General features: G+C 72.0%; 14 protein-coding genes and 1 pseudogene. 5 read left to right on the forward strand and 10 right to left on the reverse strand.

The window, feature by feature from the left end:
• Positions 1-100 (forward strand): integrase core domain-containing protein (locus ACIBNA_RS43240; protein ID WP_399170892.1); only part of this gene is annotated, 100 nt, incomplete at its 5' end.
• Here the strand turns inward: ACIBNA_RS43240 and ACIBNA_RS43245 are convergent.
• The 6 genes and pseudogenes from ACIBNA_RS43245 to ACIBNA_RS43270 form a co-directional block, all read right to left on the reverse strand.
• On the reverse strand, positions 97-1557 hold the full coding sequence (locus ACIBNA_RS43245; protein ID WP_399170856.1) for a penicillin-binding transpeptidase domain-containing protein: 1461 nt from the start codon (positions 1555-1557) through the stop codon (positions 97-99). The genes ACIBNA_RS43240 and ACIBNA_RS43245 overlap by 4 nt on opposite strands.
• Positions 1554-2918, reverse strand: a complete 1365-nt coding sequence (locus ACIBNA_RS43250) for an FtsW/RodA/SpoVE family cell cycle protein (RefSeq protein ID WP_399170857.1) — start codon at positions 2916-2918, stop codon at positions 1554-1556. The genes ACIBNA_RS43245 and ACIBNA_RS43250 overlap by 4 nt, the downstream gene beginning before the upstream one ends.
• Before the next feature lie 52 nt (positions 2919-2970).
• Positions 2971-3374: pseudogene (locus ACIBNA_RS43255) on the reverse strand (SH3 domain-containing protein).
• Positions 3375-3498: 124 nt separating this feature from the next.
• Positions 3499-4752, reverse strand: coding sequence for an ATP-binding protein (locus ACIBNA_RS43260; RefSeq protein ID WP_399170859.1), 1254 nt, complete (start codon positions 4750-4752; stop codon positions 3499-3501).
• On the reverse strand, positions 4749-5525 hold the full coding sequence (locus ACIBNA_RS43265) for a hypothetical protein (RefSeq protein WP_399170893.1): 777 nt from the start codon (positions 5523-5525) through the stop codon (positions 4749-4751). Before ACIBNA_RS43265 ends, ACIBNA_RS43260 begins: the two co-directional genes overlap by 4 nt.
• 702 nt (positions 5526-6227) lie before the next feature.
• Positions 6228-6731 (reverse strand): dual specificity protein phosphatase family protein, encoded by a 504-nt coding sequence (locus ACIBNA_RS43270; protein ID WP_399170860.1) that lies wholly within the window; start codon positions 6729-6731, stop codon positions 6228-6230.
• A 99-nt stretch (positions 6732-6830) separates the two neighbouring features.
• On the opposite strand from ACIBNA_RS43270, the gene ACIBNA_RS43275 reads away from it, so the two are divergent.
• On the forward strand, positions 6831-7634 hold the full coding sequence (locus ACIBNA_RS43275) for a nuclease-related domain-containing protein (RefSeq protein ID WP_399170862.1): 804 nt from the start codon (positions 6831-6833) through the stop codon (positions 7632-7634).
• Between the two features lie 52 nt (positions 7635-7686).
• Here the strand turns inward: ACIBNA_RS43275 and ligD are convergent, their stop codons facing one another.
• On the reverse strand, positions 7687-8568 hold the full coding sequence (gene ligD / locus ACIBNA_RS43280; RefSeq protein ID WP_399170863.1) for a non-homologous end-joining DNA ligase: 882 nt from the start codon (positions 8566-8568) through the stop codon (positions 7687-7689).
• A 54-nt stretch (positions 8569-8622) separates the two neighbouring features.
• On the opposite strand from ligD, the gene ACIBNA_RS43285 reads away from it, so the two are divergent.
• Complete coding sequence (locus tag ACIBNA_RS43285) at positions 8623-9666, forward strand: Ku protein (RefSeq protein ID WP_399170864.1); 1044 nt, start codon at positions 8623-8625, stop codon at positions 9664-9666.
• Between the two features lie 33 nt (positions 9667-9699).
• Here ACIBNA_RS43285 and ACIBNA_RS43290 read toward each other — a convergent pair whose 3' ends face one another.
• Positions 9700-11508: a hypothetical protein gene (locus ACIBNA_RS43290; RefSeq protein WP_399170866.1), complete on the reverse strand. Its 1809-nt coding sequence runs from the start codon at positions 11506-11508 to the stop codon at positions 9700-9702.
• Positions 11509-11679: 171 nt separating this feature from the next.
• Positions 11680-12255 (reverse strand): helix-turn-helix domain-containing protein, encoded by a 576-nt coding sequence (locus tag ACIBNA_RS43295; protein WP_399170867.1) that lies wholly within the window; start codon positions 12253-12255, stop codon positions 11680-11682.
• A gap of 69 nt (positions 12256-12324) precedes the next feature.
• On the opposite strand from ACIBNA_RS43295, the gene ACIBNA_RS43300 reads away from it, so the two are divergent.
• Together ACIBNA_RS43300 and ACIBNA_RS43305 are read left to right on the forward strand one after the other, a co-directional pair.
• Positions 12325-13032: an AzlC family ABC transporter permease gene (locus tag ACIBNA_RS43300; protein WP_399170869.1), complete on the forward strand. Its 708-nt coding sequence runs from the start codon at positions 12325-12327 to the stop codon at positions 13030-13032.
• Positions 13029-13364, forward strand: coding sequence for an AzlD domain-containing protein (locus ACIBNA_RS43305; protein ID WP_399170870.1), 336 nt, complete (start codon positions 13029-13031; stop codon positions 13362-13364). Before ACIBNA_RS43300 ends, ACIBNA_RS43305 begins: the two co-directional genes overlap by 4 nt.
• Before the next feature lie 25 nt (positions 13365-13389).
• Here the strand turns inward: ACIBNA_RS43305 and ACIBNA_RS43310 are convergent, their stop codons facing one another.
• Complete coding sequence (locus ACIBNA_RS43310; RefSeq protein ID WP_399170895.1) at positions 13390-13827, reverse strand: Asp23/Gls24 family envelope stress response protein; 438 nt, start codon at positions 13825-13827, stop codon at positions 13390-13392.
• Positions 13828-13829 lie beyond the last annotated feature (2 nt).

Below are 13829 nucleotides of genomic sequence, written 5' to 3' on the forward strand. Positions count from 1 at the left end.
CGACTGGCTGGACTGGTACAACTACCACCGACCCCACACCGGCATCGGCGGCCAAACCCCAGCCAGCCGCGTCACCAACCTGTCCGATCAGCACAGCTAGCGGGACTTGAGCACCGCCTCCATCACCGCCCGCGCGATCGGCGCCGCGTCGCCGCCCCCGCTGATGTCCCCGCGCGCCGCCTCCGCGTCCTCCACGACCACCGCGACAGCCACCCGCGGCGCCAGGTCGCGGTCGCCCTGCGCCCAGGAGACGAACCAGGCGTACGGCATGCCCGAGTTGCCGAGGCCGTGCTGGGCGGTGCCGGTCTTGCCGCCGACCTTGGCGCCCCGGATCGCGGCCCGGCGTCCGCCGCCGTTCTCGACCACCTCCCGCATCAGCGCGCGCAGCCGGACCGCGGTCGAGGGGTACATCGCCTGGCGGACCGCGCGCGAGCTGGATGTCGCGAGAGTGCTGCCGCTCGGCCGCGTCGTGCGCTCCACCAGGTACGGCTCCCGCAGCTGACCGCCGTTGGCGACGGCCGCCGCGACCATCGCCATCTGGAGCGGCGTGGCGCGGGTGTTGTACTGGCCGATCGACGACAGGGCGAGCTGGGCCTTGTCGAGCGAGGTGTCGAAGGTGGACCGTGCCACCGAGAAGGGGACCCTGAGCGCCGAGTCGTTGAAGCCGAAGGCGTGGGCCGTGGCCGTCATGTCCGTCACACCCACCTCCACGCCGAGCTTGGCGAACACCGTGTTGCAGGAGAGGGTGAAGGCCTCGCGCACGGAGGCGTCCCGGCAGCCCCGGGACGCGTTCGTCAGGCGGGTCCGCGTCCCGGGCAGGGTGTACGGGTCGGGGGAGTCGGTCGGCGCGTCGAGGTCCCTGACCACGCCGGCGTCCAGCGCGGCGGCCGCGGTGACGACCTTGAAGGTCGAGCCCGGCGGATACGTCTGCCGTACCGCCCGGTTGAGCATCGGGCGGTCCCGGTCGGCGTTCAGCCGCCGCCACGCCCTGGTCGCCGCCGCCCCGTTGCCGGAGAGCGGCTGGGGGTCGTAGGACGGGGCGGACACCAGGGCCAGGATCCGGCCGGTCGACGGCTCCAGCGCCGCCACCGCGCCCTTGCGCCCGGCGAGTCCCTTGTACGCCGCCCGTTGTGCGGCCGGGTCGAGGGTCGTCACGACGTCGCCGCCGCGGCTGCGTGCGCGCGTGAAGTCGTTCCACAGCGGGAACGGCGCGAGCATCGGGTGCGCGCCAGACAGGGTGCCGTCCTCGGCCTGCTCCAGGAGCGTCGTTCCGTACAACTGGGAGGCGAAACCGGTGACCGGCGCGTACAACGGGCCGTCGGTGTAGGTCCGTTCGTAGCGCAGGTGCTCGCGGGTGTCCTTCGAGCCGGTGACGGGCCGGCCGTCGACCAGGATGTCGCCGCGCGGCTCGGAGTAACGGGCGATGTCGGGGCGGCGGTTGGCGGGGCTGCGGTCGTACTCGGGGGCCTGGACGACCTGGACGCGGGCGGCGTTCAGCAGCAGCGCCACCAGCAGCAGGGCGCAGAAGACGCCGGCGTGCCGGATGTGCCGCGTCACCGGGTGCCCGGCCCGTCGTACTGGCGGCGTGCCGAGTCGCTGACACGGACCAGCAGCGCCACGATCGCCCAGTTGGTCACCACCGACGAGCCGCCTTGCGCGAGGAACGGCATCGCCATGCCGGTCAGCGGGATCAGGCCGGTCACCCCGCCCGCGATCACGAACACCTGGAGCGCCACGAGCGAGGCGAGGCCGACGGCGAGCAGTCGCCCGAAGGGCTCGCGCACGGCGAGACCGGCCCGGTAGCCGCGCTCCACCAGCAGGCCGTAGAGGAGGAAGATCGCGGACAGGCCCGCCAGGCCGAGTTCCTCGCCCGCCGTGGCCAGGATGAAGTCCGACTTCACGGCGAAGCCGATGAGGGCCGAGTGACCGAGTCCGAGGCCGGTGCCGAGCATGCCACCCTCCGCGAAGGCGAACAGGGACTGGGCGAGCTGGTTCGGGCCCTCGCCCGCCTCGATGGAAGCGAACGGGTGCAGCCACGTCTCGATCCTGCTGTGCACATGCGGCTCCAGCCGGCCGACGGCGACCGCCCCCAGCGCGGCCAGCAGCAGACCGACGGCGATCCAGCCGGTGCGGCCGGTGGCGACGTAGAGGAGGACGACGAAGAGGCCGAAGAAGAGCAGGGAGGTGCCGAGGTCCCGCTCCAGGATCAGGACGCCGACGCTGACCAGCCAGACGGCGACGATCGGGCCGAGGACCCGGCCGGTGGGGAGCCGGAGTTTCCAGATGCGGCGGCCGGTGTAGGCGAGGGCGTTGCGGTTCGCGGCCAGGTACGCGGCGAAGAACACCGCCAGCAGCACCTTCGCGAACTCGCCCGGCTGGATGGAGAACCCGGCGATCCGGATCCAGATGCGGGCGCCGTTCACCGCCGGGAACAGGATCGGCAGGGTGAGCAGCACGAGCGCGGCGACGACACAGACGTACGTGTAGCGCTGGAGCACCCGGTGGTCGCGCAGCAGCAGGACGACCAGGATGAACAGCGTCACGCCGAGAGTCGACCAGATCAGTTGCGCCGGTGCCGCCCGGTCGCCCGGGGTCTCCAGGTCGAGCCGGTAGATGAGCACCAGGCCGAGACCGTTGAGCAGCACGCCGATGGGCAGGAGGAGCGGGTCGGCGCGCGGGGCCCGCAGGCGTACGGCCAGATGCGCCAGCAGCGCGAGCACGCCGAGCCCGGCGCCGTAGCCGGCCGCACCGGGCGGGAGGGTGCCGTGCCGGGCGAGGCCGACGGCGCAGTAGCCGTACACGGACAGCAGTACGGCCAGGACGATGAGGGCGAGTTCGATGCCCCGGCGCCGGGGGAGGCGGCGGACGGAGGGCGCGGGCGGGTCCGCCGTCGCCACGGTGATTCCGGCCTTGCTCATGTCCGGAACTTACCCAAACAGTGCCTCTTGTGTGCCTTTGGGGGATGGAATGTCAGCACCAGCGTGGCGCGGGCCTGATGTTGTCGATGTAGCGGGCCGCGCCCCAGGCCCAGGTGCCGTCCGTGAGGAGGTACCAGAGGGGGTTGCCGTTGACGGTCTCGCCGCCGGTCTTGCAGAAGATGCTGACGATGTCGCCCTTGTGGGCGTGCCGGATGATCTGCGAGCCGCGGTTCGGGGCGCTCGCAGCGCCAGCGTGTTCGCCGTGATGACGTCCTCGTAGAGGCGCGGGTCGTGGTGGTTTCCGTTGCCGCCGCTGGGGTCTTGGTGGCCGTGGTGGTTCCCGTTGCCGCCGCTCGGGTCCCAGTCGTCGTGCGCGGCTGCGGCGGGCGTGACGGCGGCCGCGGCGGCGAGGAGTCCGGCGGCGGTTGCTATGGAGAGGCGGGAGCGCAGAGACACGGGGGGGGGCCTCCATGTGGGGGCGAAGGTGCCGAAGCTGACTATTCGCCACGTTAGGAGCGCCCTCCTGGCGCCGCCCGTCACAGTGGGCCATGGGAGAACGCGCCCCGACCTCCCCGAGCTCTCACTCCGCCGCCAGTCTCAGGGTCGCCACCGCTCCACCGTCCGGGGCGTTGGCGAACTCCAGCCGCGCCCCCAACACCTCGGCCTGCCCCAGCGCGATGGTCAACCCCAGCCCATGCCCCTTGACCCCGCCCTCCGTACGGAACCGCTGCGGCCCGTGCGCCAGCAGATACTCCGGAAAACCGTCCCCGTTGTCCCGAACGGTGACCACCGGCCCGTCCACCGTCAGCACGACCGGCCCCCGCCCGTGCTTGTGCGCGTTCACCACGAGATTCCCCAGCACCCGCTCCAGCCGCCGCCGGTCCGTCTCCACGGCCGCATCCCGTACGACCCAAACCTGCGTGTCGTTCCCCGCGCCCCGCACCACCCGCTCGGCCAACGGCCCCAACAACTCGGTGTCCAGCTCCAGCCGCTCCCGGCCGGTGTCCAGCCGGGAGATCTCCAGCAGGTCCTCGGTGAGGGTGCGCAGGGCCGCCACCCGGTCCCGCACCAGCTCGGTCGGGCGGCCCGGCGGCAGCAGTTCGGCCGCCGCGTGCAGCCCGGTCAGCGGCGTGCGCAGCTCGTGCGCGACATCCGCGGTGAACCGCTGCTCCGCGAGCAGCTTGCCCTGCAAGGACGACGCCATGGAGTCCAGCGCGGCGGCGACCGCGGCCACCTCGTCCTGCGGGCGCGCCGGGCCCTTCGTACGCGGGTCCGTAAGCGGGTCGTTCACCCGCGCGTCCAGGTCGCCCGCGCTGATCCGCCGGGCCACAAGCGCCGTGGTGTGCAGCCGCCGCGTCACCCGCGTCACCGCGAACGCGCCGACCAGCAGTGTCGCCCCGATCGCCAGCCCCGACGACCACAGGATCGCCCGGTCCAGGCCCGCGATGGTGCGGGCCTGCTGCGAGTAGTCGACCGCCACGGCCAGGGCCCGGTCGCCGTCGGCGGGCCCGGCCGCCCACATCGTGGGCTGCCCCTGGAGCTCGGCGACCATCGTGCCGCGGTCCCCGGCGACCGCCAGGTTCCGCAGCGGCCGGGGCAGGCCCGGGGGATCCACGCCGGCGCCACGCTTGAGCGAGTCCCCGGCCTCGTACCGCTCCGCCGCCTGCGTCAGCCGCTGCAACGCCTGGTCGCGGGCCTGGCCGACGGTCTGGTTCGTCACCTGTACGTGCACCAGGACGCCGAGCAGGGCGGCCAGCGCGCAGCACATCACGGTGATGAAGGCGGCGGCCTTCGCGGCGAGCGTCCCGGACCACTGAGGGAGCGTGGGTCTCATCCGGTGCTCGCCGAGGGGGAGACGGAGGGGGCGGGGGAGGGCGCGGCGGAGGGGTGCCGGGAGTGGCTCCGCGGGCCGGTGTGCAGCATCTCGTCCTGGGTGAGGAGCATGGCCCGCTGGTCCCGGTCCCAGGTCCACTGGAGGCGGTACTCGTAGCCCGCGACCTCGGACGGCGAGCGGATGACGAGGGAACGCCCGGCCAGCTCGACACCGCTCAGCGCGTCCTCCCAGGCCATCACCTGCACGAGCCGGTCCTTCTCGACGGTGTAGACGCGCACGGCGGTGGTCTTGCCGGGCAGCAGCCGGAAGCCCAGCGCCAGGTCGTCGCGCCCGTCGCCGGTCAGGTCCCGGTAGTACGGCCTGAGAACCGGGCAGCGTCCGTGCTCCGGGCCCTTGCCGCAGTGGGCCATCCTGCGGTTCGTGTCGCGGTAGGGCGCCTTGTCGCCGTCGTAGTCGCCCGGGCTCGCGGCCATCTCGGCCCGGACGACCCCGACCGGGTCCACCCGGCGGATGTCGTCGCCGGGGACCTTGACGCCCTTGACCACCTCGGTGTTCACCTCACCGATCTCGAAGGCCGGACTGGACGCCGGCGTCAGCTCCGGCCAGAGCCGGGCCGGCCCGACCGCCGTAGGCGTCGCACCGGCACCCTCCAGCCCACCGGCGTCCCCGCACCCGACGGCGGTCGCCAAGAGGAGACCGATGACGGCGGCACGCCGGACGCCCTTCCCGGACCTCCGGCGACGGCTTCCGTCGGTGCCGGGCGGGTTTCCGATGCGGCCGGGCAGGGCTCCGATGCGGGCGAGGCTGCTTTCCGGTGGGTTCGGCGGGGTTCCGGGGTGCCCGAGGCGGCTTCCGAGGTGGTCGGGCGGGTTGCCGATGCGGCCGGGTGAGTCTCCGAAGTGGCCGAGGCCGCTTTCCGGTCGGCCCGGCAGGCTTCCCGGCTGCCCGGGGAGTTTTCCTCGTCGGTCCGTCACGCTTTCCGGGCAACCCGGCCGGCTGCCCGGTCGGTCCGCCAGGCTTTCCCGGCGGTCGAGGAGGCGTCCCGCTCGGCCCACCAGGTTTCCCAGTCGGCCCACCAGGTTTCCCAAGCGGCCCGGCTGGCTTTCCGGTCGGCCCGACGGGCTTCCCGGCCCGCCCCGCACGCTTCCCGTCCGCCCGAGGCGGCTTCCGAGGCGGCCGGAAAGTCTGTCAGAACGGCCGAGAATGCCGTCGGGGCGGCGGACAGGGCCACTCGAACCACCGGAAGGTCCACTCGAGCGGCCGGAAGGTCCACTCGAGCGGCCGAAAAAGCCATCCGAGTGCCCGGCAAGGTCATCGGGGCGGCCGGAAAAGCTGTCGACGCGGCTTCCGGGGCGGCTGACGGGCACTGCACTCCTGCGGTTCGAGGGTGATCACACGGCTCGGACCGACCGTCGGCCCCGTACACCTTATTCGTAGGGAAGTCCTATTTGCGCGCGAGGGAGTCCGTCGCCGCCCTACTCGGTGAGCTCCTCCAGCAGCCGGGCCGTCGCCAGCCCGGCCCGCAGATACTCGACGAACAGCTCGTTGTGCAGCGCCCAGGGCGAACGGCGGTCCCGGATCAGCCGGATCGCCGAGTCGGCGGAGCTTCCCCGCCGCATCAGCGCGTGCGCGACGACGAGGCCGGAGCGGTTGTACCCGTGGTAACAGCGGACGAGCACCTTGCGGCCCTCGTCCAGCGCCTCGCACGCGGCCTCGGCCAGCCGGATCACGCCGGCGAGCTGCGTCCCGTCGAGCGGCCCGTCGGGTATGGGCCAGACGTGGTGCCGGACGTCCGGATCGGGCCCGTGTCCTGGCAGCCGCAGCAGCGTCTGCACGAGGTCGAACTCGTCCCGTACGACGGCGAACTCCGGATGGCCCAAGGCCCCGGCGTACTCGTGGCCGCCCATCCACAACCCGGGGACGACCTCGCTCCACGGACTCTCCGGAGCCGGCACATCGGGTTTCCTGCGGGTACGCAACGGCGCCTCCCCAGCATCACCGCCCAACTCCTCTCAAAGGTAACCGGGTTCTTGCCCCCGTAGCACCCCGCCTGTTCCCATGGACTGGGGTGATGATGCATGGACGGACTGCGCGTCATACCGACCTGGCGGCACGGTCAGGAGCGGCTGTACGTCTGCCTCCCGGACGGCAGGAACATCGCCTGGTACGACCGTGAGGCGGGCCGGGTCAACCTGCTGGGCGAGGACCGTGAGGACGACGTCCTCCGGGCCCTCGGCCCCTTCATCACCGGCCCGGTGACGGTCGGGCCGCCCCCCGTGCCGACCCCCGCCGAGCTCGCCCGTCTGACCCTGCACCCCGACGACGACCTGGCCCCCAACCGCCCCGGCGAGGCCCTCCTCGTCGCCCTCGACCGCGACCCCGCCCCGGCCCGCCGGCTGCGCCCCGACCCGCGCCGCCGGGCCCTGGAGGCGGAGCAGACGGTCGGGGACGCCCTGGACCGTATGGACGGCGCGGGCTGGCACGCCGTGCACTCCGTCCCGCTCCCCGGCGGCAGCCGCATCCACCACCTGCTGATCGGCCCCGGCGGGCTGTTCGCCCTGCACACCCTGTACGCGCGCAAGCAGCGGGTGACGGTCGCCGACCCCACGGTCACCCTGGGCCGCCGCGAACCGGCCGCCCTGCTCCGCCGCGTCCGCGCCGACGCCGACCGTGCCTCCTACGCCCTGACGGCGGAGGTCCGCCCCGTCCTCGCCCTGGTCGGCCCGACGGCCGTGTCGGTCCCGGCCGCACCGCGCGAGGTCCGGGTCCTCACGGACCTGGAGGTGCAGACCCTGACCCGCCAGGGCGGCGTCCTGAAACCGGCGGACGTGGAGGCCCTGCACGCGATGGCCCGGGACCGGAACACCTGGACGCGGGTGTGAGGGCGTGCCGCCAAGCCCTTGGCTCAGGGCGTCCTGTCAGGCCTCTGGTCAGCTAAGGCAGCCGCCCCGCGCTGCCCGCTTCGAGGAGCGGCGCGAGCAGATCGCCGTAGTCCTGCATCCGGGGTGCGACGTCGGTGGCGTGGAAGTCCAGGCGCCCGGGGGAGCCGCACTCCTTGACCTCCTCCCAGGTCACGGGCGCCGAGACGGTCGGCTCGGGGCGGGCCCGGAGGGTGTAGGGGGTCGCCGTGGTCTTGCGCGCGGCGTTCTGGCTCCAGTCGACGAAGACCTTCCCTGGCCGTAGGTTCCTGGTCATCCGGTGCAGCGCGAGCCGGGGCATGGCCTTCTCCGCCTCGACGGCCAGCTCCTTGGCGTACTCGGACACCCGCTCGGAGGACGCCCCGCGCACGGCGGCGAGCAGATGCAGCCCCTTGGACCCGGAGGTCTTGGCGTAGGCCTCGAAGCCGTCCGCCGCGAGCCGTTCCCGCAGCCACAGCGCGACCTCGCAGCACTGCACGATGCTCGCGGGCGCTCCCGGATCCAGGTCGAAGACGATGCGGTCGGCCTCGTCCGGCGAGTCGACGAGCCACTGGTGGGTGTGGAACTCCGTGACGAGGTTGGCCGCCCACATCAGGCTCGGCAGGTCCTGCACCAGAACCATCCGCGAGGGCCCCTCGACCCGCGGCACCTCGGCGGTGGTGACCCAGTCGGGCGTACCCGGCGGGACGTTCTTCGTGAAGAACACCTGCCCGTCCGGCCCGTCCGGATACCGCAGGAAGGACACCGCCCGATCGCGCAGATGGGGCAGCAGGACCTCGGCGACGGTCGCGTAGTAGTGCAGGACCTCGCCCTTGGTGAAGCCGGTTGCGGGATACAGCACCTTCTCCAGATTGCTGAGCGGGAGCCGTCGTCCCTCCACCTCTGTGATAGGCGCCATACGATAAGAATCCCACGCGAATCGTGACAAACACTCCCGAGAGTGACCGGAAGGGTGCTGCACGTGAGATCCATATGGAACGGCGCCATCTCCTTCGGCCTGGTCAGCATTCCGATCAAGCTGGTGAACGCCACCGAGAGCCACTCGATCTCCTTCCGCCAGATCCACACCGAGGACGGCGGCCGCATCCGCTATCGCAAGGTCTGCGAGCTGGAGGACCGGGAGGTCACCCAGCAAGAGATCGGCAAGGGCTACGAGGACGCGGACGGCACGATCATCCCGATCACCGACGAGGACCTGTCCAGCCTGCCGATCCCGACGGCCAAGACGATCGAGATCGTCGCCTTCGTCCCGGGCGACCGGATCGATCCGCTCCAGATGGACGCCGCGTACTACCTCCAGGCGAGCGGCGCCCCGGCGGCGAAGCCGTACACCCTGCTGCGGGAGGCGCTGAAGCGCAGCAACAAGGTGGCGATCGCCAAGTTCGCCCTGCGGGGCCGGGAACGCCTGGGCATGCTCCGGGTCGTCTCAGACGCCATCGCCATGCACGGCCTGCTGTGGCCGGACGAGGTCCGCGCCCCCGAGGGCGTGGCCCCCGACACCAACGTCACGGTCCGGGACAAGGAGCTGGACCTGGCCGACGCCCTGATGGACACTCTGGGCGAGGTCGACCTGGGGGACCTGCACGACGAGTACCGCGAGGCGGTGGAGGAGGTCATCGCCGCGAAGGCCGCCGGCGAGGCCCTGCCGCAGGCCCCCGAGCCGGCCACGGGCGGCAAGGTCCTCGACCTGATGGCGGCCCTGGAGGACAGCGTCCGCGCGGCCCGCGAGTCCAGGGGCGAGGAGGCCGGCGAGCACGCCGAGGTCAAGTCGCTCCCGCAGCGCAAGACGGCCCGCGCGGCGCCCAAGCAGACCGGCGGCAAGAAGTCGGCGTCCACCGCGAAGAAGACGGCGGCCAAGAAGACCACGGCATCCGCGAAGAAGTCGACCGCCAAGTCCGGCCAGGGCACGAAGAAGACCGCGTCGAAGAGCACCGCGAAGAGCACCGCGAAGAAGACGCCCGCGAAGAAGTCGGCCTCGCGCAAGCACTCGGCCTGACCCGCGGCCTTCCTCGTCTGGCCGCCGCACCTCTCACGGCGCGTAGACGATGTCCGGCCGGGGCGGCCTGGCCATTCCCGCTCCGAGGAAGTAGTCGACGTGGTGGGACTGCATGTAGCCCTTGAACGTCATGGCGTTCCGGTAGGCGGGGTTGTGGGCCAGGGTGTACAGCCGGTGGGTCGTCGGCTGGTTCGTGGTGAAGACGATCAGCTCGTCGTGGGCCGCGTTGGTGTACACGGCCTCCTCGCGCCAGTCGCCGAAGAGGTCGCCGACGAGGGTGGGTCCGCCCTGGGCGGCCTTGACCGCGCCGTGGTTCCAGGTGCTGACCAGTCGGGGCAGGCTGCCGCTCGGCGTCGGACGGGCCGGGTCCCACTTCTCGATCTTGCCGTCGTTGAGCAGCTCCATGGTGAGGTCGCCGTCCCACCACAGGCCCAGCTGCGGCCAGGGGCGCAGCGAGGTGTCCGGCTCGGCGAGCCGGTTGGTGGCCGCGTTGTAGAGGCCGGAGAAGGACCAGACCTCCATGCCGGTCAAGCGCGGGTCGACGTCACCCGCCATGCCGCGTCCGACGTCGGCGGGACCGCCGCCGTGCCGCCAGATCACGTTGCCGTTCGCGGCGTCGTAGTAGTACTCGAGCAGACCGCTCGGGTTGTTCTGCTGCACGCCGTAGCCCTCCAGGCCCGGGCGGCTCGGATCCATGTCGGCGATGTGGAAGCGGTCGCCGTGGACGATGCCCTTCGGTCCCATCGAGTAGCGCAGCGAGCCGTTGCCGCCCAGCACGAACCCGATCTCGGCGACCTCGTCCGTCCCGTCGCCGTCGACGTCGACGGCGCGCGTGTTGTGCCCGTCGGGTGCGTCCTGGCCGCCGCGCTGCCACGTCCACTGGCGGTCCAGCGAGTCGCCGTCGAACTTCCAGGCGCCCATCATCAGGTTGAAGGCCCCGTCGTCCCGACGGTTCTTCATGTAGGCGACCAGGCTCGGCGTGGTGCCGTTGAGATACGCCACCCCCAGGCGTGCGGCCATCGGGCCGTCCGCCAGATACGTCGTGGGGACGGCGGACCAGTTGCGCAGGGCTCCGGTGCGGCCGTCGAGTACGGCCATGAACTGCCGAGCGTCGTTCTCGTGCGTCCAGGTCGTCCCGTCGCCGAACCTGACCCCGTCGGCGATCCGCAGGGCGACCTCGGCACGGCCGTCGCTGTCGAAGTCGTAGACCGTGACACCGTCCCAGTGGCCCAGGTCGATCGCGGACGACCCCGGCTCGATGTTGTCCTGGTTCCGGCTGTTCGGACCCAGGTCGACCTCCCAGAGGAAGTCACCGTCCCCGCTGTACGCCTCCAGCTTCTGCGGGGAGGTCTGCCGGTCGACGACGTAGTCGTACTCGCCGTCGCCGTCGAGGTCGCCGACCCAGACGAACTTCACCGCCCCGCCGGGCCGTAACGGCACGCGCACCACGGGCTCCACGGCATGGCCGGCCGACAGCGTGAAGGCAGTGCTGGGTGCCTGCTCCCGGCCGCCGACGACCGGGGTCACGCGGTAGCTGTTGGCGCGTGTGAGATCGGCCGTGGAGTCGGTGTAGTTCGTCCCGCCCGTCAGTACACCGGAGTTGAGCTTCACGTACGCGCCGCCGGCCGTGGACCGGTACACGTTGAACCCGATGCCCTCCGGGTCGAGCCCCAGCAGCCGCCAGGAGACCAGTACCTGGGTGCTGCTGGAGCGCACGGCCACGACGCCGCGACCGAGGTTCTCCATCACGCGCGCGGCCTTCACCGTCGGGGTGGGGCCCGCGGCGGCGACGGTGAGTGTGGCGCAGACGGCCAGGACTGTCGCGGTAAACCTCATGCGCATGACAACTTCGTCTCCTTCGGGCCGGCCGCGTCGACCGAGGGCCGGAAGCCCCGGCGGTTAAAGCGTTTTCACAGCTGCGATGGAAGCATCGAGCTGAGTACCCGTCAATACTGGTGGAACGGCAAGATGTTCGACCGGAAACGCTTACAGGAGACGGGGAGCCGTGGATGCTCAGTGGTGCTCGGAGACGAGTACCGCGCGAGTGCCGGGCTCCAGCGCCTGGAAGACGTGCGGGACATCGGCCGGATAGCAGACGTAGTCGCCCGGGCGGAGTTCCACCGGCTCGTCGGCGACGCCCACCAGGGCCCGGCCCGCGCTGATCACGACGTGCTCGACGACTCCGGGCGGGTGTGGCGCCGAGGAACGCTGCGGCCCGGGCTCGGCGGCGATGCTGTAGACGTCCCGCCGGACCCCGGGCGGGGACGCGGCGAGGAGCGTGGCCCGGTAGTCGTTCTGCTCGGACCCGACGGCCGGCCCTTCCCCCGCCCGGATCACCTGCACCCGCGGCCGCTCCACGGCCACAAGCCGCGAGAAGGGGATCTCCAGGGCCACGCAGAGCGCCCACAGAGTTTCCAGACTCGGATTCCCGGTGCCCGACTCCAGCTGGGAGAGCGTGGACTTGGCGAGCCCGGCCCGGCGGGCGACCTCGGTGAGGGACAGCCCCGCCCGGACGCGTTCCGCCCGTAGCGACGCGGCGATCACCTCGATCGGTGGCTTGGGGGCAGGGGCGGAGGCGGCGTCGGGCATGGCGTGTTTGCTCCGAGTGTTCGCTCGTTCGTCTTGACGAACACCATAACGCTGTTCAGTATAAAAATCATGCGTTCGTTTTGGAGAACACCGGATGGTTCACCGGATTGCCCACCGGATGGTTCCCTGCTCCGCGACATCGCGCTGGTCTGCCTGGCGGTAGGGGTGGTCGGCCTGTCGTACGGCGCCGTCGCGGTCACATCCGGGTTCGCCTGGTGGTTCCCGGTCCTGATGGGGGTGCTCGTCCTCGCCGCCTCGTCCGAGTTCCTGTTCGTCGGGATCATCGCCGCAGGGGGCAGCCCGTTCGCCGCGCTGCTGGCCGGGCTGCTCGTCAACGCGCGCCATCTGCCGTTCGGTCTGGCCGTACCCGACGTCCTCGGGCGGGGCTGGCGTGGAGCGCTCGGCGCGCATCTCATGAACGACGAGACGGTCGTCTTCGCCCTCGCCCAGGACGAGCCGGAGCGCAAGCGGGCCGCGTACTGGCTCTGCGGCCTGGGCATCCTGATCTGCTGGCCCGTCGGCGCCGCGCTGGGCGCGCTGCTCGGCAGTGTCGTGCGGGACATCGACGCCCTCGGCCTGGACGCCATGTTCCCCGCGGTGATCCTGGCGCTGATCCTTCCCGCGCTGAAGGACAGGCCCCTGCGGCGCACGGCGCTGGCCGGAGCGGCCCTCGCCCTGGCCGTCACCCCGTTCCTGCCGGCGGGCCTGCCGGTCCTGCTGGCCCTGGCCGCCCTGCCCCTGTCCGCCGCCAAGACGAAAAAAGAGGCGATGCGATGAGCGCCGCCGCCATACCGCCGTTGCCGACGCTGGCGGCGATGCTCGCCCTGGCGGTCGGCACGTTCCTGCTCCGCCTCTCCGGGCCGGCCCTGCGCGCGAGATTCACGCTCCCGGAGCGCGCCGAGAGGCTGCTGGAGGTCTCGGCGGTCCTCCTGCTCGCCGCCCTGGCCGCCACGTCCGCCCTCACCGAGGACCACGCCTTCACCGGCCCCGCCCGACCGCTCGGGGTCCTGACCGGCGGAGTGCTCGCCTGGCGCAGGGCCCCGTTCCTCGTCGTCGTACTGGCGTCGGCGGGCACGACGGCACTACTGCGACTGGCGGGGGTCCCGTGACACTCCCTTTGACGAACCTGGATCCTCAGGCCACGCGCCGCCCCTCCTGCTCGGACTCGCCCTCCTCCTCCTCCTCGTCCGGCAAATGGACGTCGTCGACGGCGATGTTGACCTCGATGACCTCCAGTCCGGTCATCCGCTCCACCGCGTTGACGACGTTCGTCCGGATGTCCGCGGCGGTGTCGGCGATGGCGGCGCCGTACTCGACGACCACGTCGAGGTCGATGGCGGCCTGGCGCTCACCGACCTCCACCTTCACCCCCTGGGTGACCCCACCGCCCCCACCGGGCACGCGCTGACGCACGGCCCCGAAGGCCCTGGTCATCCCTCCGCCGAGGTTGTGCACCTCGGGGATCTCCCGGGCAGCCATGCCCGCGATCTTCGCCACGACCGTGTCCGCGATCGCGGTGCTTCCCCGGGCCTCAGGGGGAGCGGTGTCTCTGCGCTGTGTGGTCTCCGTCATGG

Source organism: Streptomyces sp. NPDC050164 (genome assembly GCF_044459945.1).
In the GTDB taxonomy this organism is placed as follows: domain Bacteria; phylum Actinomycetota; class Actinomycetes; order Streptomycetales; family Streptomycetaceae; genus Streptomyces; species Streptomyces coeruleorubidus_A.